General features: G+C 52.6%; 18 protein-coding genes. 6 read left to right on the top strand and 12 right to left on the bottom strand.

The window, feature by feature from the left end; genetic code table 11:
• The first annotated feature begins 296 nt into the window (after nucleotides 1-296).
• Nucleotides 297-1,748, top strand: a complete 1,452-nt coding sequence (locus MTX78_RS02535; protein WP_243799629.1) for a hypothetical protein — start codon at nucleotides 297-299, stop codon at nucleotides 1,746-1,748.
• A 90-nt stretch (nucleotides 1,749-1,838) separates the two neighbouring features.
• Here MTX78_RS02535 and MTX78_RS02530 read toward each other — a convergent pair whose 3' ends face one another.
• From MTX78_RS02530 to MTX78_RS02500, 7 genes are all read right to left on the bottom strand, one after another.
• Nucleotides 1,839-3,263 (bottom strand): Glu/Leu/Phe/Val family dehydrogenase, encoded by a 1,425-nt coding sequence (locus MTX78_RS02530; RefSeq protein ID WP_243799627.1) that lies wholly within the window; start codon nucleotides 3,261-3,263, stop codon nucleotides 1,839-1,841.
• A 164-nt stretch (nucleotides 3,264-3,427) separates the two neighbouring features.
• Complete coding sequence (locus MTX78_RS02525) at nucleotides 3,428-5,215, bottom strand: acyl-CoA dehydrogenase family protein (RefSeq protein WP_243799625.1); 1,788 nt, start codon at nucleotides 5,213-5,215, stop codon at nucleotides 3,428-3,430.
• A gap of 255 nt (nucleotides 5,216-5,470) precedes the next feature.
• A complete protein-coding gene (locus MTX78_RS02520) occupies nucleotides 5,471-6,649 on the bottom strand; it encodes an acetyl-CoA C-acyltransferase (protein ID WP_243799623.1) in 1,179 nt (392 codons plus the stop codon).
• A 180-nt stretch (nucleotides 6,650-6,829) separates the two neighbouring features.
• Nucleotides 6,830-9,238, bottom strand: coding sequence for a 3-hydroxyacyl-CoA dehydrogenase/enoyl-CoA hydratase family protein (locus MTX78_RS02515; protein WP_243799621.1), 2,409 nt, complete (start codon nucleotides 9,236-9,238; stop codon nucleotides 6,830-6,832).
• A 139-nt stretch (nucleotides 9,239-9,377) separates the two neighbouring features.
• On the bottom strand, nucleotides 9,378-9,857 hold the full coding sequence (locus tag MTX78_RS02510) for a MarR family winged helix-turn-helix transcriptional regulator (protein WP_243799620.1): 480 nt from the start codon (nucleotides 9,855-9,857) through the stop codon (nucleotides 9,378-9,380).
• A 108-nt stretch (nucleotides 9,858-9,965) separates the two neighbouring features.
• Nucleotides 9,966-10,781, bottom strand: a complete 816-nt coding sequence (locus MTX78_RS02505) for a carboxypeptidase-like regulatory domain-containing protein (RefSeq protein WP_243799618.1) — start codon at nucleotides 10,779-10,781, stop codon at nucleotides 9,966-9,968.
• Between the two features lie 147 nt (nucleotides 10,782-10,928).
• Nucleotides 10,929-12,710, bottom strand: a complete 1,782-nt coding sequence (locus tag MTX78_RS02500; protein WP_243799616.1) for an AMP-dependent synthetase/ligase — start codon at nucleotides 12,708-12,710, stop codon at nucleotides 10,929-10,931.
• Between the two features lie 198 nt (nucleotides 12,711-12,908).
• On the opposite strand from MTX78_RS02500, the gene MTX78_RS02495 reads away from it, so the two are divergent.
• The 4 genes from MTX78_RS02495 (at nucleotide 12,909) to MTX78_RS02480 (ending at nucleotide 16,000) form a co-directional block, all read left to right on the top strand.
• On the top strand, nucleotides 12,909-14,066 hold the full coding sequence (locus MTX78_RS02495) for a formimidoylglutamase (protein WP_243799614.1): 1,158 nt from the start codon (nucleotides 12,909-12,911) through the stop codon (nucleotides 14,064-14,066).
• A gap of 122 nt (nucleotides 14,067-14,188) precedes the next feature.
• Nucleotides 14,189-14,413 (top strand): cytochrome b5 domain-containing protein, encoded by a 225-nt coding sequence (locus MTX78_RS02490; RefSeq protein WP_243802800.1) that lies wholly within the window; start codon nucleotides 14,189-14,191, stop codon nucleotides 14,411-14,413.
• 79 nt (nucleotides 14,414-14,492) lie between these two features.
• Nucleotides 14,493-15,290 (top strand): N-acetylmuramic acid 6-phosphate etherase, encoded by a 798-nt coding sequence (gene murQ, locus MTX78_RS02485; RefSeq protein WP_243799612.1) that lies wholly within the window; start codon nucleotides 14,493-14,495, stop codon nucleotides 15,288-15,290.
• Between the two features lie 143 nt (nucleotides 15,291-15,433).
• Nucleotides 15,434-16,000: a hypothetical protein gene (locus tag MTX78_RS02480; protein ID WP_243799611.1), complete on the top strand. Its 567-nt coding sequence runs from the start codon at nucleotides 15,434-15,436 to the stop codon at nucleotides 15,998-16,000.
• An 85-nt stretch (nucleotides 16,001-16,085) separates the two neighbouring features.
• On the opposite strand, the gene MTX78_RS02475 is transcribed toward MTX78_RS02480, so the two are convergent.
• The 3 genes from MTX78_RS02475 to era all read right to left on the bottom strand — a co-directional run bounded on the left by MTX78_RS02475 (nucleotide 16,086) and on the right by era (nucleotide 18,865).
• Entirely contained in the window at nucleotides 16,086-16,340 is a 255-nt protein-coding gene (locus tag MTX78_RS02475; RefSeq protein ID WP_243799609.1) for a hypothetical protein, read from the bottom strand.
• Between the two features lie 139 nt (nucleotides 16,341-16,479).
• Nucleotides 16,480-17,802 (bottom strand): ribosome biogenesis GTPase Der, encoded by a 1,323-nt coding sequence (gene der, locus MTX78_RS02470; RefSeq protein ID WP_243799607.1) that lies wholly within the window; start codon nucleotides 17,800-17,802, stop codon nucleotides 16,480-16,482.
• A 166-nt stretch (nucleotides 17,803-17,968) separates the two neighbouring features.
• On the bottom strand, nucleotides 17,969-18,865 hold the full coding sequence (era, locus tag MTX78_RS02465) for a GTPase Era (protein ID WP_243799606.1): 897 nt from the start codon (nucleotides 18,863-18,865) through the stop codon (nucleotides 17,969-17,971).
• Between the two features lie 201 nt (nucleotides 18,866-19,066).
• On the opposite strand from era, the gene hemH reads away from it, so the two are divergent.
• Complete coding sequence (hemH, locus tag MTX78_RS02460) at nucleotides 19,067-20,104, top strand: ferrochelatase (RefSeq protein ID WP_243799604.1); 1,038 nt, start codon at nucleotides 19,067-19,069, stop codon at nucleotides 20,102-20,104.
• 113 nt (nucleotides 20,105-20,217) lie between these two features.
• On the opposite strand, the gene MTX78_RS02455 is transcribed toward hemH, so the two are convergent.
• Both MTX78_RS02455 and MTX78_RS02450 read right to left on the bottom strand, forming a co-directional pair.
• Nucleotides 20,218-20,739 (bottom strand): PRC-barrel domain-containing protein, encoded by a 522-nt coding sequence (locus MTX78_RS02455; RefSeq protein ID WP_243799602.1) that lies wholly within the window; start codon nucleotides 20,737-20,739, stop codon nucleotides 20,218-20,220.
• Between the two features lie 98 nt (nucleotides 20,740-20,837).
• A complete protein-coding gene (locus tag MTX78_RS02450; protein ID WP_243799600.1) occupies nucleotides 20,838-21,491 on the bottom strand; it encodes a hypothetical protein in 654 nt (217 codons plus the stop codon).
• Nucleotides 21,492-21,495 lie beyond the last annotated feature (4 nt).

Genomic DNA, 21,495 nt, shown 5'->3' with positions numbered 1-21,495 from the left:
CAATTTCAACTACATAGGCAGCGAAAGTAAACCTGATAAACTTGGCTTTGTATAAAGTTTTATTGGAACCATATAACCCTGATCCAGTGGCGTCAATAGCTCACTTTTCACTGTAAATCCATTGCAAATTAACGAGATACACGACAGGAAATGCGGCTTATGGCGTTATGAATGCGTGAACAAATCTTTACTTGCAGCATAATAGCCGACCATTTACATCGGCAGCTCGAGTTTGGGTACCTTTGGAGAGTACACTTTCTCCTTTTTTTGATTTTTTCATTTAACCTGCTTCATCCGTGCGTTTTACCTCTCTGCTAGTTGCTGGCGCTCTAGCCTCCACCTTGCTGTTTAGCCCGAATACGGTGCAGGCTCAGAAAGTGAAATCAGCTCCGTTCAGTTATGTACCTGAGCAATCCGACGACCGTTATAACCAGCGGGTAGTACGCAAAACCATACCGCTGCCGGGAAGCGGATTTATAATTCTTGCTCACAAATCGGCCACGGAGTACGCCGTAGAGCGGTACGATGCCGAACTAAAACGCCAGTGGAGTACTCCCCTACCCGTGACGGCAGAGCAGGTCGTTGAAGGCTTTACTACCAGTGGAAGTCAAGTCCTGGTAGCAGTGTATCAGAAGAACGGCACCACACAAACCTTATCGGCCCTAGCCATTGATTTGAGTAACGGCCAGAAGTCTGCACTGAAGAAGATTACAGAAACTGGTGCCAGGGACCGACGGCCGGGCATTGCCTTCTCTCCGGATGGCACTAAGCTAGTAGCGTGGCGCTACCTAACCCGTAATACGCAGATTAAATCCATCAGTGCCAGCGTGTTCGATGAGAAACTAACCAAGCTCAAAGACCGCACTTACGATTTCAGTGACCAAGGCGCCTTCTTCTCCACTACCGTCCACGTCGGCAACGATGGCGCGCAGTACGTTACGCTAGTGAGCGACGAGATGAAGAAACTTACCGTTCGGCGCTACCGCAACGACAACAATGATATCAAAGTCATGTCGGTGTCGGTAGGCGGGACGTTTGGGGGCAAAGTGGTGAACGTATTCGACTCCCGTTTTGCCCTTCAGCCCGACAACGTTCTTTACGCTGCTGCCATCTGCAACGAGCGAATAAGCGGCCTTTACCACAGCCTCAAGGTGGTAAAGTTTGATTTTTCAGACGATGGGGATATGAAATTTGCGCCAGAGTTCAACTTCACCCCGGAGTATCTAGCCGAAACCAACAAAGCCACTGCGTCCACTGCCAAACGCTTAGAGGATGTATACCTCACCGACCTCTTCCTGACTCCTGAGAAGCAATTGGTTGTGGTAGGCGAAAAGAAGTACGAAGAAGGCGGCGACAACTCCCCTGGCCACAGCCAAGAGTTGCATCTGTTTGGCTACAACGAGTTTTTGTCGCCGGCTTGGCATAGCATTGTGGCCAAAGACCAGGTGGCGCCTGCTACGGAAGGGTTCAGCAGCATCGGCTACCGAGCGGCCCTCTTCGGTTCCGACCTGCAATTTGTGACGTGGGAAAAATTAAAAGGCAAATCGGACTTATACATGCGCCGCGTGAACGTACAGACAGGAGTGGTGCAACCTCCCAAAGGACTGGGCCTGAACGTAGCTGCTGACCAGAACCCTTCCTATGTAAAAGACTTTACGGCTTGGCTGGACGCCAAAACGATTGTGGGAGTAAGCCGGCCTAATAAAAAATCAGCCGCACTGATGTTAAACAAGATTGCAGTGAAGTAGCCTATACTACGGCAGGCACTCCACACAGAAAAGCCGTTCCTGAATTCAGGAACGGCTTTTCTGTGTAAAATCTTCGATGGCTGCAGCACCTTATGGAAAGATACCCAGCGACTGGTAACTGACCCCAATCTTCTCGATGGCGTTGTAGAAAGCAGCCGTGCGAAGGTCAGTGATGCCCTCCACTTCATTCATCACTCTCCGAATGGAATGGTAAGCCGTAATCATGGTATCCTCCAAGCCTGAGCGCACTAAATCTATTTCATCGGCCCCATGCACGATTAGTTCTCGCTCCTCGGGCGTGACACTCCTGCCGGTAGTTCGCTCTATGGTTTCCACTAAGCGTTTCATAGCCGCTTCCTCAGCCCGCTTGCCCATACGCCCAAAACGTACGTTTGACAGGTTTTTCAGCCACTCAAAGTAGGAAACTGTTACGCCGCCTGCATTAAGGTAGAGGTCAGGCAAAATTACAATGCCCCGCTCCAACAGAATCTTTTCGGCCGCCTGTGTGGTAGGGCCATTAGCTCCTTCCGCAATGATCTTGGCCTTGATGTTGGCTGCGTTGCCTTCATGAATCTGATTTTCCAGAGCGGCGGGTAGCAGCACATCACATTCATACTCCAGCAAATCCAGAGAGTCGGCTACATCTATTGCCCCTTCAAAGCCACAGATGGCACCCGTTTCTTGCCGATGCTTGAACACAGCCGCCACATCCAGGCCGTCGGCGTTGAAGATGCCTCCCTCCCGCTCCGCAATACCCGTGATAATGGCTCCAGCTGCTTGGCAGAAATGCGCTGCGTAGTACCCCACATTGCCTAAGCCTTGCACGATGATGCGCTTGCCAGCAATACCACTTGTAAGGCCGATTTTCTCTAGCATAGGTTGGTCCATCAGCAGTTCGCGTAAGCCGTAGAACACTCCAAGCCCGGTAGCTTCCGTACGCCCCCGAATACCGCCCTGCCCTACTGGCTTGCCCGTTACGCAGCCTAGAGCACTGGTATCCCCGTATTTGAAAGTGAGGTACGTATCAGCAATCCAAGCCATTTCGCGGCTACCGGTGCCGTAGTCAGGAGCCGGCACGTCCATGCCCGGTCCAATTAGGTTTTTCTTGATTAGCTCACTGGCGTACCGGCGCGTAACGCGCTCCAATGTTTGCTCGGAACTGGTGCGCGGATTGATTTTCACTCCTCCTTTAGCTCCACCGAACGGTACATCTACTAAGGCGCACTTAAACGTCATGAGCGTAGCCAGCGCCATAACTTCTTCTTCATCTACATACACGCTGTAACGAATACCACCCTTGCTAGGAAGCTTGTGGTGGCTGTGCTGCACCCGAATTCCTTCGAATACCTGCACGTGCCCGTCCACTTCCACTGGAAAGTTCACTTTGTAGATGCTGTTGCAAGCCCGTATCTGGGCAATGATGCCAGGGTCAAGCTTCGAGAAGCTGGCCGCGTGGTCATAGAACCGCAGCACGCTTTCATAAAAGTCTTTGCCCTGTACCTGTTCGTTGGCCATAAGTAGTGGGAGTTGGAGATGAGCGTATGCCTTTGCAAACGAATAGCACAACAATCCGTTGCACCCGAAAACAACAAAGCCACCCCTGAAACCAGGAGCGGCTTTGCTTGCCTTAACCCGCAGCTGATGCCGCACGGTCCTAAATATTCGTCTGCAACCGAGCTTTAGTAGGCATACTCGTTGGCCGCAATCAGCACGTCAGCAATACGACGACGAGCTTCTTTGGCATTGTAGAGGTCGGCTTTGGTGAAGCGCTTCAGGCCCATGGCCAACAACCGCTGCTCATCGCCTTCGGTCATGGTAGCAATGGCATCTTTACCGAACTTGTTTACCTGGTCTACGGTGTCGTAGAGATATACGCGGGCAATGTCAATCTGGGTTGAGAGGGCCTCTTCGCCTTTAACGCTTGCTTCTTTCTCTACGCGCAGCAGGGTGCTCTCGGCAGTGTATACTTTGATGGCCATATCGGCAATGTTCATCAGTACTTCCTGCTCTTTGGCCAGCGAGTTCATGTACTTCTGAACCGCCGTGCCTGCTATCATCAAAATAGCCTTCTTCAGCTTAGCAATGGTCTTCTTCTCGGTAGCAAACAGGCCGGTTTCTTCTTCCAAGTTCATGTCTGGAATAGCCATCAGTTCCTGCTGCACGGCTTGCGCTGGGCCCATCAAGTCAAGCTCCCCTTTCAAGCCCTTCTTCAAGATCATGTCAACGGCCAGCATGCGGTTGATTTCGTTGGTTCCTTCGAAGATGCGGTTGATGCGCGAATCCCGGTAAGCGCGGTCCATGGGGTAGTCGGCTGAGAAGCCATAGCCACCGTACACCTGCACGCCTTCGTCCACCACGTAGTCGAGCACTTCCGAGCCTTCTACCTTCAAAATGGCGCACTCCACGGCAAACTCGCGGGCAGCACCTAGCAACGCTTCGTTGTGGCTCTGGCCTTTGCTCAGCAACTCTTGCTCCATACGTGCAATGTCCATCCCCGCCCGGTAGATAGCCGATTCCACCGCGTAGATACGAACAGCTTGCTGCGCCAACTTGTGCTTGATAGCTCCAAACTTGGCGATTGGCAATTTGAACTGCACCCGCTCATTCGCATACTTGATGCTCAGCGTAGACGCCATTTTGGTAGCCCCCAAGCAAGCAGCCGCCAGCTTAATGCGGCCAATATTCAGGATGTTGAAAGCAATAAGGTGGCCCTTGCCAATCTCGCCAAGCACCGCCGACTTTGGCACTTTCACATCAGACAAGAACACCTGACGGGTGGACGAGCCTTTGATACCCATTTTGTGTTCCTCGTTGCCGAGGCTTAAGCCAGGCGTGTTACGCTCTACAATGAAGCCAGTGAATTTGTCGCCGTCAACCTGGGCAAACACAATGAATACGTCGGCAAAACCGCCATTTGTAATCCACATTTTCTGCCCGTTAAGCACATAATGCTCGCCGTCTTCGGTAGGCATTGCCTTGGTTTTGGCGCCTAGTGCATCAGAGCCGGAACCAGGCTCGGTGAGGCAGTACGCACCCATTAGCTCACCGTTGGTCAAGCCAGGCAGGTATTTGGCCTTCTGCTCGTCGTTGCCGAAGTACAAGATGGGCAACATGGCAATACCCGTGTGGGCGGCGAAAGCCACCGGAAACGAGTGCCCGCCACCAACACCTTCCGTTACACGCAGGGAAGTGGTGAAGTCCATATCAAGTCCGCCGTACTGCTCGGGAATGCTCACTCCGAACAGACCTAGCTGGCCCGCTTTTTCCATTAGGCCACGCATCAGCCCTTCTTCGTGGTTGTCGAGGCGCTCTAAAAGGGGATGCACCTCTTTCTCCACGAAATCCAGCGCGGTCTGGTGCATCATGTTCTGCTCCTCCGAAAAATCGGCAGGAGAGAATACGTCCTGGGCGTCGGTTTCTTTGATAATGAACTCGCCGCCTTTCACAAGCTTGTTGGTTACTTCCATGACTAGGTGAGAATTGTTGTGAGAGGTTATAATTGAAGTCTAGAGAAGCGGCAAGTTGTTCGGCTTGCCGAGTATTTTTAGCTATGGTTGCCCCACAGAGTAATCTACCGAAATATACGAAAATATGTTATGCTTGCCGACTACTTAATGAAAAGAAAACCCCGGGTAGTTCGGGGTTTCTTTTCATTAAATAGTAGCAGCCTGCTGCCTTGAGCCTATTCAGGCACGCCAGACTGCTACTTGTGCTCTATTTGTCTACTTCAGCAATTCGTAGATACCAGCTACACCTTGCCCACCGCCCACGCAGGCGGTTACCATGCCGTATTTCTTCTCGCGCTGCCGCAACTCATGGAAGAGTTGAATGCTAAGCTTAGCCCCAGAGCAACCCAGTGGATGGCCCAAGGCAATAGCGCCACCGTTCACGTTCAGCTTGCTCTCGTCGATATTCAACTCGCGCGTAATGGCAATCGACTGCGAAGCGAAAGCTTCGTTCAACTCGATAAGGTCGATGTCCTCGAGCTTCATACCGGCTTGCTTTAAGGCCTTGGGAATAGCCTTGATGGGCCCCATGCCCATGATGCGCGGGTCAATGCCTTCAGTAGCATATGTAATCATCCGGGCAATGGGCTCCAGATTCAGCTCCTTCACCATCCGCTCCGACATCACCAGCACAAAAGCAGCGCCATCGGAAGTCTGCGAGGAGTTGCCGGCCGTTACAGTACCGTTGGCGGCAAACACCGGCTTCAACTTGCTTAGCGCCTCCACCGAGGTGTCAGCCCGAGGGCCTTCGTCGGTGTCAACCACGTACGAACGAGTTTTCTTTTTGCCGGTAGCTTGGTCGAGGTAGGTCTCCTCTACCGTGATGGGCACAATCTGCTCTTTGAACTTCCCTTCTTGGATAGCCTTGATGGCTTTCTGGTGCGAGTTGTATGAGAACTGGTCCTGGTCCTCGCGTGAGACTTTGTAGTCCTGTGCTACGGCTTCGGCCGTGAGGCCCATACCAAGGTAGTAGTCGGGGTGCTGCTGCGCCAGTTTGTAATTAGGCACTGTTTTCCAACCTACAGTGGGCACCATGCTCATGCTTTCGGTACCACCGGCTACAATGCAATCGGCCATACCAGCCGTTATTTTGCTGGCCGCCATGGCAATGGTTTCCACCCCAGACCCACAGTAGCGGTTCACTATGAGGCCCGACACGTTCATAGGCAGAGCTAGCAGCGAAATCAACCGGCCCATTTGCAGGCCCTGCTCGGCTTCTGGTACGGCATTCCCGACCATCACATCGTCGATGCGAGTAGGGTCGAGGGCAGGTACGGAGGCTACCAAGTGCTTGATGACGTCGGCGGCAAGGTCATCGGGGCGGGTGAAGCGGAAGCCGCCGCGGTTGGCCTTCCCTACTGCGGTGCGGTAACCGGCTACGATATATGCGTTCATTTTTTTTAGTCTTGAAGAAAATAGTGGGATTAGAGCTAGTGTGAGTCAGCTGTCCGCATCGTCTGCTAACAGGCTGAGAGTAGTTAATCAACGGTTGAACAAGACTATTAATAGCTTTCGTTCGACCTTGTTTCCCTACACCCAATCAGCCTCGATTATGGGAGAGCAAGCTTTCCAGCCCTAGTTTCTCAAGGGTTTGCCAGTAGTTAGAATCGACTGGATACGTTCCAGCGTTTTCCGCTCGCCGCATAGGCTGAGGAAGGCTTCGCGCTCCAAGTCCAGCAAGTATTTCTCGCTTACTTCGGTTGGGCTGCTTAAGTCGCCACCACACATAATGTACGCTAGCTTGTTGGCAATCTTCACGTCGTGGTCGGAGATGTAGCGGCCTTCTTTCATGGCGTGTACACCCGTCAGGAACATGCCTAGAGCACCTTTGCCTTGCACCTTGATGTTGGTTTTCTGCATTGGCTGCGTGTAGCCATCCTCCGCCAGCTCGATGGCGGCGGCCTTGGCTTGCGCAATGACACGGTTACTGTTCACTACTACCTCGTCGCCGCGGCGCAGGAAACCGAGGTCGAAGGCTTCGGCCGCAGACGTTGAAACTTTGGCCGTGCTGATGGTCATGAACGTATTGCGGAGCAAGTTATATTCAGGCTCGCCTTCCTCGTATTTGGCTGCGGTACGCAAGGTCATTTCCTTGGTGCCACCACCACCCGGAATCAAGCCTACGCCAAATTCCACCAAGCCCATATAGGTTTCGGCCGCTGCTACCACCCGGTCGCAGTGCAGATTCAACTCGCAACCGCCACCTAACGCTAGACCATGCGGAGCACCTACCACCGGAATGCTGCTGTAACGCATCCGCATCATGGCCTGCTGAAACTGCGCAATCATCAAGTTTAGCTCATCGAAATCCTGGTCCAGCGCGAACATGTACACGAGCCCCAAGTTGGCACCCGCCGAAAAGTTGACTGCATCGTTGCCGACTACCAGACCCCGGAAGTCTTTCTCGGCTATTTCCACGCCTTTCATCAAACCCTGAATAACGTCGGAGCCCAGCGCATTCATCTTGGAGTGAAACTCCACGTTCAGAATACCGTCACCAAGGTCAATTACAGAAGCACCCGAGTTTTTCCACACCACTTTGCCCGTGGCGCGCAGGTTGTCGAGAATGATAAAGTTTTCGAGGCCAGGAATAGACTTGTACTCTTTGGCCTCGATGTCATAGAACTGCTTTACGCCCTGCTCGTTCACCTTGTAGAAGGTGGCGTTGCCAGCAGCCAACATTTCCTCTACCCAGGGCGCTACCGTCTTGCCTTCTGCTTGCGCTAGCTCCAGGCCTTTCTGTACACCAAGGGCATCCCAAGTTTCAAATGGACCCATTTCCCAGCCAAAGCCGGCTCGCAACGCATCATCAATCTTGTAGAGCGAATCGGTGATTTCAGGAATGCGGTTGGAAACGTAGGCAAACAGCCCCGCAAACGTTTTGCGGTAGAAATCGGCGGCTTTGTCTTTGCCAGCTACCAGCACTTTAAACCGGTCAGCTAACTTCTCAATTGGTTTAGTAGACTCCAGGGTGGCAAACTTCACCTTGGCGCTCGGCTTGTATTCCAAGGTGTTCAGGTCTAGCGCCTGGATTTCCGATTTCCCCCCTTCACCACGGACCTTCTTGTAGAAGCCCTGACCCGTCTTATCACCAAGCCATTTGTTCTCGGCCATCTTCTTGATGAAGTCGGGCACTTGGAACACGGCCTTAGCTTCGTCGTTTGGCAGGTTCTGCGCCAACCCGTTTGCCACGTTGATCATGGTATCCAACCCAACCACATCAGAAGTACGGAACGTAGCCGACTTGGCGTGGCCGATAACTGGTCCGCTGAGTTTGTCTACTTCCTCTACCGTCAGGCCCAACTGGCTCATCACCTGCACCACATCCATGATGGCAAACACCCCAACGCGGTTGGCAATGAAGGCAGGCGTGTCCTTGGCGAGTACGGTGGTTTTGCCCAGATACAAGTCGCCGTAGTGCATCAAGAAATCAACGATGGTCGGATCGGTGTCCGGCGTCGGGATGATTTCGAGCAGCTTTAGATAACGGGGTGGGTTGAAAAAGTGTGTGCCGCAGAAATACTTCTTGAAGTCGTCGGAGCGGCCTTCCGTCATCATGTGAATCGGGATACCGCTGGTATTGGAGGTGATAAGTGTGCCAGGCTTGCGAAACTGTTCTACCCGCTCAAACAAGTTTTTCTTGATGTCGAGGCGCTCCACCACCACCTCTATCGTCCAGTCGCAGGTGGCAATATCCTTTAGGTTGTCGTCGAAGTTGCCGGTTTTGATGCGGCTGGCGTCGGCCTTGCGGTACAGCGGCGCAGGATTGCTGACAATAGCTGCTTGCAATGCCGCGTTCACAATGCGGTTGCGCACTGCTGGGTTGTCCAGCTTCAGGCCTTTCGCTTCTTCAGCTGGCAAGAGTTCCTTGGGCGCAATGTCGAGTAGTAATACCTGCACCCCGATGTTGGCGAAGTGGCACGCAATGCGCGAGCCCATCACACCGGAGCCTAATACAGCTACTTTTTTGATGGTACGGTTCATTCGTGGGGGAATGAGTGGGTGAGAAATGAAAGAGTCTGGGAAGAAAGGCAAACTAAACTACTCGTCATGCAGAGTTTTTATTCACGCATGTACACTAACATAGTTCAGCCAATAATGTAGAACTCCGAGTCGTCAACGGCTAGGCCGTAGGCGACTCGGAGCGGATAGTTTTTAATTGAAAGTCCTCGAAAAGCGTTTTGCTTTCAATCATGCCGGTGATCTGTCCAATCACTTTGAACATCACATCCAGCTGGTTTTGCGGAATCTTCTCGCGCACCTTCAGATTGAAGTGACGCACGGTCTGACGGGAAATCTCCTTGCCGCGTAGTCCTTCTTTGGTCAGAAAAATGCGCACCGAGCGTTTGTCTTGTGTGTCGGCTTGTTTGTAGATGAGACCCTTCTCCTCCATAGAGCGTAGAATCCGCGTTAGGGAGCGAGTTTCAAGTCCAAGCAACGGCGCTATTTTCGTTGCCGGCGTGCCGTTCTCCTGGTCTATGTTCAATAACACGAACCCAATGCTCGTGGTAATGTCGTGCTTGGCAGCCTGCGTATTGTACATGCGCGAAATAGCGTGCCAGGCAACTTTTATGTTATAATCGACGGTTTCTTCGGGTTTCATCAGCAAGAAGGAAGTCCGGTAAACATACGAAAATATGTTATGCTTGCATACTAACTTACGATAAAAAAAGAGGAGAAGTTATAAGACTTCTCCTCACTATTAGTCAGGTTAAGGCACTACAAAACCTATTTGGTTTGACGAAGTAGCGCTAAGCCCATTGTAAGTGGTTTTTCCTGTAGTAGCATCTGTTTGGCCAGTCAATAAATAAGGCACTCCATATGCTACCATGTACACTGATGTTCCGGTTGCAAAGCCAGCGTTATTCAATGTACTTTTGGAAATAGCAGTACTGATAGTACCTGAATTTGAATTCAAACTTGAGGCCGGATAGGCATACATCAAGAAGGTACCATTTGTGGAGTTTACCCCAGTAGTAGCACTCACATAGATAGCAGTACGAAGTAAATAGCTATTAGGAGCAACTGAATTAGAATAGGGAATACTGATGTTAACGCTACTGCCAAAGATGCTATTCACCACAGCCGTGCCGAATGTGGTGGTAGAAGGAGCAGTAAGCGAACTAGCCCCTAAAAAAGTAGGTTGGTCGCCACCAACGTGGGCAATGCTAAGGCGGCGGTAAGTGGAAAGACCCGTGCGACTGAATGAAATATTATATGTCCCGTTGCGCAGATTAGTAAACTCATACCGTCCGTCGCTATTAGTGGTAGTACTTAGAGCCGGAGTCACTCCCTCAAGCGTAACGGTTACACCGTTTTTGGCCACAGGGCTTCCAAACTCATCTACTGCGGTTACAAAACCAAACATTGCTCCTGTTAGATTCTGGCCAGAGGCTCCAGTGGGGCCGGTAGCCCCCGTGGCACCCGTAGCGCCAGCTGGTCCTGGGTCACCGTCTTTGCCGCTACAGCCTGATAACAGTGCCACCGCACAGGCTGACGATAATAAGAGAGTAGTAAACTGATTCATATAATTTGGTATGATTGAAAAATTGAGGGGCAAAACTAGTCGTTTTCTTCACCTTGTAAGTCCCATCATTCCTTTATAATACAAATTCATAGAATATAAAAAGCCCCACTACCGCTTGGTAGTGGGGCTTTTTATATCTGACTACTCTTAGCGGCGTTCTGGGTGATGATAGATGCTTTCTATCAGGTCTTTGTTGTTCTCACTGATGACCTTGCGCTTCACCTTCATGGTGGGTGTCATCTCGCCAGTTTCAACGGTCCAGAGTTTAGGTAACAGCACAATTTTCTTTACCTGTTCCCACTGCGCAAAACCGTTGTTGTACTTATGCACTAGGTCTTCGTACATCTTCACCACTTTCTCGTTTTTCACGAGGTCCTCGGTGGAACAATTGCAGTCCACTCCGTTGCGCTTGCACCAGTTCTTTAGGTCATCGAAGGCGGGAATCACAAGCGCGGAGGCAAATTTCTGCCCGTCGCCAACTACCATGCACTGCTCAACGAGCGGTGACTCTTTGATTTTGCTTTCTAGCACCTGCGGAGCAATATACTTGCCACCCGAGGTTTTGAACATTTCCTTTTTGCGGTCGGTGATTTTTAGAAACTTCCCTTCCACTATCTCGCCGATGTCGCCGGTATGGAACCAGCCTTCCTCGTCGAATTCCTTGGCGGTCATCTCGGGCTTGTTGTAGTAGCCTTTCATTACTGACTCCGACTTGGTGAGAATCTCGCCATCGGCTGCAATTTTCACCTCGGTGTTATCGATAATAGGACCAACGGTGCCAATCATGTTGTTTTCGGGCTCGTATCCACCCACGGCAATAACGGGCGAGGTTTCGGTTAAGCCGTAACCCTCCATCACTCGAATGCCGCCCGCCCAGAATACGCGGGCCAGCCGAGGCTGCAACGCTCCGCCACCGCTCACAATACAGCGTAAGTTGCCGCCCAAGGCTTCGCGCCATTTGCTGAAGATAAGCTTGTTGGCCAGGGCCAATTGAGTGTTGTACAGAATGCCGTTGTCTTTCTGGTTGTCGTACTTCAAGCCCAGGTCTAAGGCCCAGAAAAACAGGCTTTTCTTGATGCCGGTTTGTTCGTGGCCTTTCGCTACAATCTTGTCGTACACTTTTTCTAGGAGGCGAGGTACTGTCGTGAAGATTTCAGGCTTCACTTCTCGCAGGTTCTCGGCAATGGTTTCCATGCTCTCGGCATAGTAAATACTTACACCGTTGATAAGATAGATGTAGGTAACCATCCGCTCGAAAATGTGGCAAAGCGGTAAAAAGCTTAAGGCTTTATCGTTCTTCGTAACTGGCACGAAACGCTGGGCGTTGCGGCAATTGCTAAGGATGTTGTTGTGCGTCAGCATCACGCCTTTGGGTTGGCCCGTGGTGCCGCTGGTATAGATAAGCGTCAACAGGTCATCGGGCTGCACGGCGGCTTTTATCGGCTCCAGGTCGGCGGGGTTGCCTTGCTTGCCGAGTTCTAGCAACTCAGAGAAGTGGCGTGCTCCCTCGATTTTATCGAAAGTGAAAACGTTCTCAGCCGGAATATTCATTCCCTGGGTGGCTTCACGCACTTTTTCAAACAGCTTCTTATCTGACACGAAGACAGCTTTCACGCCTGCATCAGAGAAAATGTACTTGTAGTCCTCCACCGTAATGCTCGGGTACATGGGCACGCTGGTAGCTCCTAGCTGCGCAATGCCGAAGTCGGCAAACATCCATTCGGGGCGGTTCATCGAAATGATAGCCACCTTATCGTCTTTGGCCACTCCAAGGTGGCGAAGACCCAGGCTTACTAGATTCGCCTGCTCAACTACTGTATCGGTGCTGATGGGCGTGTACTCACCATTGATTTTGGCGGCAAAGCAGTTCGGTTTGTTGAACTGCTGTTGAAGTTGCGTTAGTACATCGAAGGTGCGACGAATGTCCATGAGGAAGGTGGGAGAGTATTAGGCAGAGAAGGTCAGGTTCCTAGATCAACCTACATAAAGCAGGTACACAGAACAACTGCCTTAAATAACCACTTTTTTTTGTTGTAAAGTTTAGCTTACAGCCTACTCCTACGTGCTACGTGTGGCGTATGGCAGCATTTGATGTAGCTTTGCCGTAGTCTGCACTGTCCGCGCCCGATGAATCTGGCCATCTTTTTCAACCCGCTCTCCGAAGAGCTAGTTTCTTTTGCTTCTTCCTCTAGTACACTAGCTAGCTGCGTTACGCCTTTTTTGGACGTATTCCCGGATTGGCGAACCGCCGACATGGCCCTTATCGGGTTGAATGAGTGGCGGGGCAGTGGCGTTGGGGCTCCTGCTCTGCACGGGGCCGATGAAGTCCGTCAGCGTTTCTACCAGTTGCAGAGAGGCACGGGCAGTATCCGGCTGGCCGATTTAGGCAACCTACGCCCCGGACTTACGCTAGACGACACCTACCAACGCCTGCGCGAAATTATTGCGGCCCTTTTGGAACACGGTACTGTACCTATTCTGCTGGGTGGCTCACATGACCTTGATTACGGACAGTTTCTGGCGTACGAGACGCTGGACCGGGCCATCAGCTTTGCTACCATTGATGCCCGCGTGGACATGGCGCAGGAAGCTGGTTCTCGTGCCGAAGACAGCCATCTGCGGCGCATGCTCATGCACGAGCCGAACTTCTTGTTTAGTTTCGCTCAATTAGCGCATCAGCAGTATTTAGTGTCGTCGGAGGTGTTGGCGGCGCTAGAGAAGATGCATTTTGAACGACTGCGCCTAGGCCAAATTCGCGACGACATCAGACAAGCCGAGCCGCTATTGCGGCACGCCGACTTTGTAAGTTTCGACATTGCTGCTATTCGCTGGAACGATGCCCCTGGCTATTATCCGGCCAACCCATTCGGGCTCACCAACGAGGAAGCAGCCAAGCTAGCCTGGTACGCGGGCACTAACGACCAGCTTACCTCTTTTGGCCTCTATGGCTACCGCCCCGACCATGATGTACACGGCCTAGCCGCGGCTACATTGGCTACCATGCTCTGGTACTTCGTGGAAGGCTACTATCACCGCTGCCCCGAACCCGACTTTCAAAGCAAGCGTTTTATTCGCTACGCGGTAGGCCTGCCAGATACCGATGAAACACCCGGCAAGCTCGTTTTCTACAAGTCCAAGCACACTGAGAAGTGGTGGCTGGAAGTGGAGAGCCTGGCCAATAGTAGTGTGAAGCGCATTATTCCGTGCAGCTATGAAGACTACATTCATGCTGCCCAAGGCGACATGCCCAACCGCTGGTTCTTGACCCAAGCTCTCCTAGGGTAAGCCATTGGGGTACGGCAGCTAGTTTTTAGTTGATGATGGAAAAGCCAAGTTCACCTCAGCAAGACGCTACCACCAGCGCCACACCGACGCCGATACGACCATCAGGCACCGAGCAGCTACCCATGTATAGCCGAGGTCAGCTAGCCCTTCGCAATGGGCAGGACCGCGACGAAATCTGGGTTGCCTACCACGGATTGATTTATGATGTTACCCGTTCCCGGCTCTGGAAGCGCGGCAACCATTATGAACACTGGGCTGGCCAAGACTTAACCACGGAACTGGACAAAGATGCTCCTCACAATGCCAACGTGTTCGATAAGTTCTCAGTTATTGGGCTGTTGAAATAGCTCGTGAGGCACTGCTGTTTCTGCGCTGCTGCCTTTATTTGCCTTCGTCTTTTCTTCCGCCCCTCCTTTCTACCAGGATATGTCCACTGAAAGCCCCTCCTACTTCAACCATCTCGAAACGCTTTCCACGCATGACCTGCTGGCGGGTATGAACAGCGTAGATCAGACCGTGCCTCAGGCCGTAGCAAAGGCGCTTCCCCAACTGGAAGCGTTGGTGGAGGCGACTGTAGCTCGGTTGAAAATGGGGGGCCGGCTATTCTATATTGGCGCGGGTACCAGCGGCCGACTCGGTATACTAGATGCCTCAGAGTGTCCTCCTACGTTTGGCGTGCCACACGGCGTAGTAATCGGGCTGATTGCAGGGGGTGATACCGCCATTCGGAAAGCAGTGGAAAACGCCGAGGACGATGCACAACAGGCCTGGCGAGACCTAGAGGCACACAATATCAGTGACCAGGATATTGTGGTGGGTATTGCGGCTTCGGGCCGTACGCCGTACGTCATTGGTGGCCTCGAGCAAGCCCGTAAACACGGCTTGGCTACGGGCTGCATTGTCTGCAATGCAGATTCGGCAGTGGCGGCAGCAGCGGAGTTTCCAGTTGAGGTTGTGACCGGACCCGAGTTTGTAACCGGCAGCACACGCCTCAAGGCTGGAACGGCGCAGAAGCTGGCACTCAACATGCTCACCACGGCCACGTTTATTCGGCTGGGCCGCGTGAAAGGCAACAAAATGGTTGACATGCAGCTCAGCAATGCCAAGCTGGTAGATCGGGGCGAGCGGATGCTGATGGATGAATTGGGCATTGAACAGGAAGCCGCGGCGGCGCTGCTACGTCAGCATGGCTCGGTGCGGGCAGCACTGGCAGCTCAGCACTAATATAGTGGCCTAGTCTACTTGCTGCGCTAGCAAAGGCGGGCATTTTGTGGCGCTGTCGGAAACCCTGAACGTTTGAGTGCAGTTACAGCAGCAAAGGCCTCCGATACGGCATAAGCTGCAGCTTACGCTACATTGTAACTACCATGCACACCATCGAACCACACTACGCTTGGATGGAGCAGTATTCTGCTTCTGAAGACCCCCGTTCCCCGCTGTTCGAGGCCGAAAACAGCCTTGATAGCTACGTTAACACGATTTACGGCTATTACATACATCCGCAGTGGGACAGTCTAGACTCAGACACGTTGTTTCTGAAAATCCTGTTCGTGGATTACGAATTGGGCATTGCCGTCATCGAGTTTATTGGCGAGTGGAACGATGCCATTGAAAATGACATCATGCACCTCAAGCGCAACATCATCGATGTGATGACGCATGAAGGCATCCGCAAATTCATCCTCGTAGGGGAAAATGTGTTCAACTTCCACGGCTCCGAGGATGATTATTATGAAGAGTGGTTCGAGGATGTGGAAGACGGCTGGATAGCGGCCGTCAATTTTCAGGAGCACGTAATCCGTGAAATGCGCCAGTACAACATCGATAACTACGTGAACTTCGGTGGTCAGCTCGATGAGTTGCCGTGGCGCACATATACCCCGCGCAAGCTGTTCGATGTAGTAGATGGCTTGCTGCAACGACGGTTGGGTTAACATCAGCCGTAACCCAGCTCCCATAAAAAAACAAAAAGGGCTCCCCATATCGGGGAGCCCTTTTTTGGTCAGAGACCAGCAGAAATTACTGGGCTGGAGCGGTAGCAGGAGCCGTAGTAGCAGGAGCGTCGGCAGCGTCAGCGCCGTCTTCCATTTTGTCGGCAGTAGCATCAGCAGAATCACGAACGGCATCAGCCTGCTCTTCCATAGCGTCAGCTTTGGCTTCGCCGGAAGCTTCTACGTTTTCAGCACCAGCTTCGGTAGCGTTTTCAGTCTTGCTGTCGCAAGAAGTGAAGGTGAATGAAGCAGCAGCCAGAGCGAGGAACAATACTTTTTTCATGGTAGGGGGTTGTTTGAAAATTGAAAGTCGATTTGAAGTGTCACTCAGCCATTTTCCCGAAGGCAACGACGAATTACAAGGCTTTATACACGAGCTTTCAATAGGTAACCCAACTGTAGAAAAATATTTCCTACAGCCTCTATTTCTTCCGGAAGATGATGCCAATGGGCACCCCCGTGAAGTCAAAATGCTCGCGCAAGCGGTTTTCGAGGTAGCGCACGTAGCTTTCTTTCACGTACTGCGGCAAGTTGCAGAAGAAGGCAAACACCGGGTTGTGCGTGGGCAACTGCGTGACGTACTTGATGCGCACCATTTTGCCTTTGGTGGCGGGTGGTGGATACTTCTCGATTTCCTTCAGCATCACTTCGTTGAGCTGCGAAGTCGGGATTTTACGCCGCTTGTTGTTGTACACGTCAATGGCCGTTTCAATGGCCTTGTGTACACGCTGCTTGGTGAGCACCGAAGTGAAAATGATGGGCGGATAGGCAATAGGCGCAATCTTCTCGTAGATCTTCTCCTGAAACTCCTTGGCCGTATTCGTTTCCTTGTTTTCAATCAAGTCCCACTTGTTCACTAGAATCACGATGCCCTTGCGGTTCTTGTCAGCCAAGCCGATGATGTTCACGTCTTGTGCCTCAATGCCACGCGTCGCATCCAGCATTACCACGCACACATCGGCTTCTTCCAGCGCCCGAATAGAACGTAGCACCGAATAGAATTCCACGTCTTCATGCACCTTGGTTTTACGACGCAAACCTGCGGTATCCACCAAGATGAATTCGTTGCCGAAAGCGTTGTAGCGTGCTTGAATAGAGTCACGGGTGGTGCCGGCAATATCTGTTACGATGCTGCGGTCGGTGCCGAGCAGCAGGTTCACGAAGCTGGATTTGCCCACGTTGGGGCGCCCTACTACCGCAATTTTCGGAACACCCAGGTCAGGGTCTTCTACCCCTTCTTCCTCGAAGTGGCTCACTACTGCGTCGAGCAGGTCGCCGGTACCGGAGCCGCTAGCCGAGGAAATGGGGAAGATTTCGCCGTCGCCAACGCCCAAGGCGTAAAACTCACCTGCTGAGTGAATACGGGCATTGGTGTCGGCCTTGTTGGCCACCACGTAGATCGGCTTTTTGCCTTGATAGCGCCGAAGTACGCTGGCAAATTCTTCGTCGAGGCCATGCACGCCGGCCATGGCGTCCACCATGAACAGCACCACATCAGCTTCGTCAATAGCCAGCTTTACTTGCTTGTTGATTTCACCTTCGAAAATATCGTCGGAGTTGTGCACGTACCCACCCGTATCAATCACGGTGTAGTACTTCCCGATCCATTCGCCGTAGCCGTAGTGCCGGTCGCGGGTTACGCCGCTTTCATCGTCCATAATGGCCTTACGCTGGCCGACGAGGCGGTTGAAGAGTGTGGATTTGCCCACGTTGGGGCGACCCACAATAGCAATTGTGTTTTTCATTGGGTCTGACTCCAGCCGCCGGCCCGACCATGTTCGGCAGTGCCCGGAGTAGTTAAGTTGAAGAAGGTCGGAAGTATTTTTAGGGTAGGGAGGTAGAAGGTGTGAGGGTAAGAGCTATCAACAAGTTGTTATTTCCTACCCTCACACCTTCTACCTCCCTACCCTACTATTGGTAGCCGAAGCGGCTTAGTGCCTTAGGGTCAGTGCGCCAGTTCTCGTCTACTTTGACATAGATTTCGAGAAACACTTTTTTCTGGAAAAACTTCTCCATTTCCTCACGAGCCCAGGTGCCAACCTTCTTTAAGGCGGCCCCTTTTTGCCCGATGATGATGCCTTTCTGGCTGGCTCGTTCTACATAGATGACGGAGCGCATCCGAATGATATCTTCGTCTTCCTTGAACTCTTCGATGCCTACTTCACAGCTATAGGGCACCTCTTTTTTATAGAGCTTGAAGATTTTCTCTCGAATCATCTCGGCCGCAAAAAACCGCTCGGGCTTGTCGGTTAGCTCGTCTTTGGGGTAGTACGGCGGATGTACCGGCAGATAACCAAGCACCAAGTCCAACAATTCCCCGGTACCAAATTTCTCGAGAGCCGAAATAGGAAGCACGCGGGCAGCATTGGGGAGTTGCTGCTGCCAATATTCTACCTTGGCTTCTACCTCGGCTTGGTCGGCTTGGTCAATCTTGTTGACGAGCAGCAGAATGGGCGTGTTTTCCATCTTGCGGAGCCGCTCTACTACTGGTTCTTCATCGTGCTTTTCGTAGATATCGGTTACGAACAGCACCACATCCGCATCTTCCAACGACGAATACACAAACGACATCATGGCGTTGTGCAGTTCGTATTTGGGCTGAATGATGCCCGGCGTGTCGGAGTACACCAGCTGGAAATCTTCGCCGTTGAGAATACCGAGGATGCGGTGGCGCGTGGTTTGAGCTTTGCTGGTAACTATGCTGAGCCGCTCGCCCATCAGGGCGTTCATGAGCGTGGACTTGCCCACATTCGGCTTGCCGATAATGCTCACAAAGCCAGCGCGGTGCGGATTAGGTTCGGTATTCACTTCAGTATCTGAAAATTGGCCTGCAAAGGTACAACTTTCCAGTGGTCAAGCCAGCGACCATTGAAACATTGCGTTGCAGTTGATTGTCGTAGGCTGTAGCGTGAAGCTTGGGTCAGACGTTTGGTTGTGCGACCTTTGCGGCGGCATTGCTGGCCAGCCAGCCCAAGCGTCACGCGCCAGCTTACGAATTCTCTTTTCTATATGCCTGCTCCCACCAAAGGCCGCATTGGCGTCCTACTCGTTAATCTCGGCACTCCCGATTCGCCCCAAACCAGCGACGTGCGCCGTTACCTCAACGAATTTCTTACCGATGGCCGCGTAGTAGACATGCCGGCGGCTATTCGTTATCCGCTCTTCCAAGGCTTGGTAGTGCCGCTACGCGCCCCAAAGTCAGCAAAGATTTATCAGCAGCTCTGGACCGAGCGGGGTTCTCCCCTGCTCTACCACGGCCTCGACTTGCAAAAACTGGTGCAAGAGCAGCTCGGCAACGACTACTTAGTGGCGTTCGGCATGCGCTACCAGAACCCTAGCATCGAGAAGGCACTAGCCGAACTGCGCGACGCAGCCGTAGAGCGAATCATTGTGCTGCCGCTGTTTCCGCAGTACGCCGCGGCCAGCACGGGCTCAGTGCAGGAAAAAGTGATGGACATCGTAAGCAAATGGTGGGTGGTGCCGAGCATCTCTTTTATTAGCACCTTCGCCAACGACCCTGGTTTTATTGCCACCATCGTGGAGCTAGGCAAACAGGAAATGGCCAAGCGCGAGTACGACCATATCGTGTTCAGCTACCACGGCATTCCGGAGCGACACGTGTTGAAAGGCAGCCAGAACGGCTATTGCAAGCTGGGCAACTGCTGCAACAGCTACAACAAAAACAACCGCTACTGCTACCGGGCCCAGTGCTACGAAACCTCCCGCCAAGTGGCAGCCGGCTTGGGCCTGACGCCTGACCAATACACGGTGTCGTTCCAGAGCCGCCTCCAAAGCCGCCTCCGCGACCCGTGGTTGCAGCCCTACACCGACGAAGCGCTTAAGCCATTCCCGGCCAAAGGCATCAAGAACGTGCTAGCCTTCAGCCCCGCTTTCGTAGCCGACTGCTTGGAAACCACCATCGAAGTGGGAGAAGAATTCAAGGAACTGTTCGAGGAAGCTGGCGGGGAGCACTGGCAGTTGGTACCATCCCTGAACACGCATCCTACCTGGGTTAAGGCAGTAGTAGACATGATCCATAGAAACTAGAGCCAGTAGTAGCCAGACAAAACAGCACACAACGAGGGCGCTCGATTATTGCTTGTCATTGAGATAAGCAATAATCGAGCGCCCTCGTTGTGTGCTGTCCTTGGGGTACTATTCTATTCTCCTTGCCGGTCACGCCGACGAAAACTGCCGAGCATTTTGGTGGGGCGGCGGTTTTGATAGAAGGTTTCTTCTGTGAAAGACGGCTGTTCATAAAAGCTGCCGGTACCGTGTTCTGGCAGAGGCAGTTTCAAGGCCCGAAGCATGGCCTCTTCATATTCGCGGGTTATGTGGAACTCGGCATAAGGCGGATAGTCCAGCACTGATTCCAATGTGAGGGACGGCACAAATACGTTATCAGCATCTTCATCTAGGGCAGCCACGCCAACGGGAATCAGGATGTGTCGCTCGTGCTTGTTGATTTGCAGGCTAGCATCCAGTTCCACATCGAGGTAGCGCACTTTGAGTGCTTCTTCTTCTACGATAAGCTCGGCTACGTCGCCAAACTTCTTGCCGTCGCCTCCCCGAACCGACCAGCCCCGAACGTCCGGGTTGCCATCGGCTACTTCAAACTCCGTTAGGTCGCGGAGGCGGCGCAGGTGCATACCTTGCGCGGAGGGAATAGGAGTTGGTTCCACTGGAAAACGGGTTGAGGCTTCACTTATTAGAGATACTGGCTGCCTGTTGGTTTGTCGGCCATTGTGTGCTGTTCTACGGCGTCGTTATAGGTGGCAGCCTATGGTGTAGGGTCACTCATCGTACGCACCACAGCGCTGGCACGGGTAAAAAATTCGCGCAACTGTTCTTGGTCAGTGGGAGTAGTGCTGCGGCCGGAAAGTTGATTGGCACGGTTCATTAATTCACCCACGGCTGGCTCCAACGTAGGAAACGCCTTCTGCTGCATGGCTTGTAGCAAGCCAGTTGCAGCCACAAAACCTGGCCGCAAGCTAGCCGTCGAATCATCGAGGCGGGCAGTGGCACTGGTTAGTACGTCACGTTTTTCGCTTACGGCTGCATCGCGCAGGTCATCTCGGTCGGCTAGGTCCGTAAGCACACTGCTTAGTACGCGTAAGCCGTTTCGAGCATAGTTTGGGCTAGCCGGGTCCCGCTGGGTTGCAGCATCTAGAGCATCAGGAGTTGCGGCCGAAGCGTCGGTGGCCATATTGGCTACGGCTTCGTTTGCTTCTGGGCGCGGGCCTGTTTCGGCACCAGTGGTGGTGTCAGGCGCAGAGGGCACCACCTCTTCTGAGGCGGCCGGTGCCCTGTCGGGCTGTGCTTGGTCTTTGCGGGTCAGGTACCAGATAAGCGCTCCAACCGCCACTAATACCAGCAGAATCAGCGGCCAAGGGCCAGGAGAAGACTTTTTGCGTTGAATATTGATGTCGGCCATACGT

This window comes from Hymenobacter tibetensis (genome assembly GCF_022827545.1).
Classification (GTDB): domain Bacteria; phylum Bacteroidota; class Bacteroidia; order Cytophagales; family Hymenobacteraceae; genus Hymenobacter; species Hymenobacter tibetensis.
This window is presented reverse-complemented; position numbering and strand designations above follow the sequence as displayed.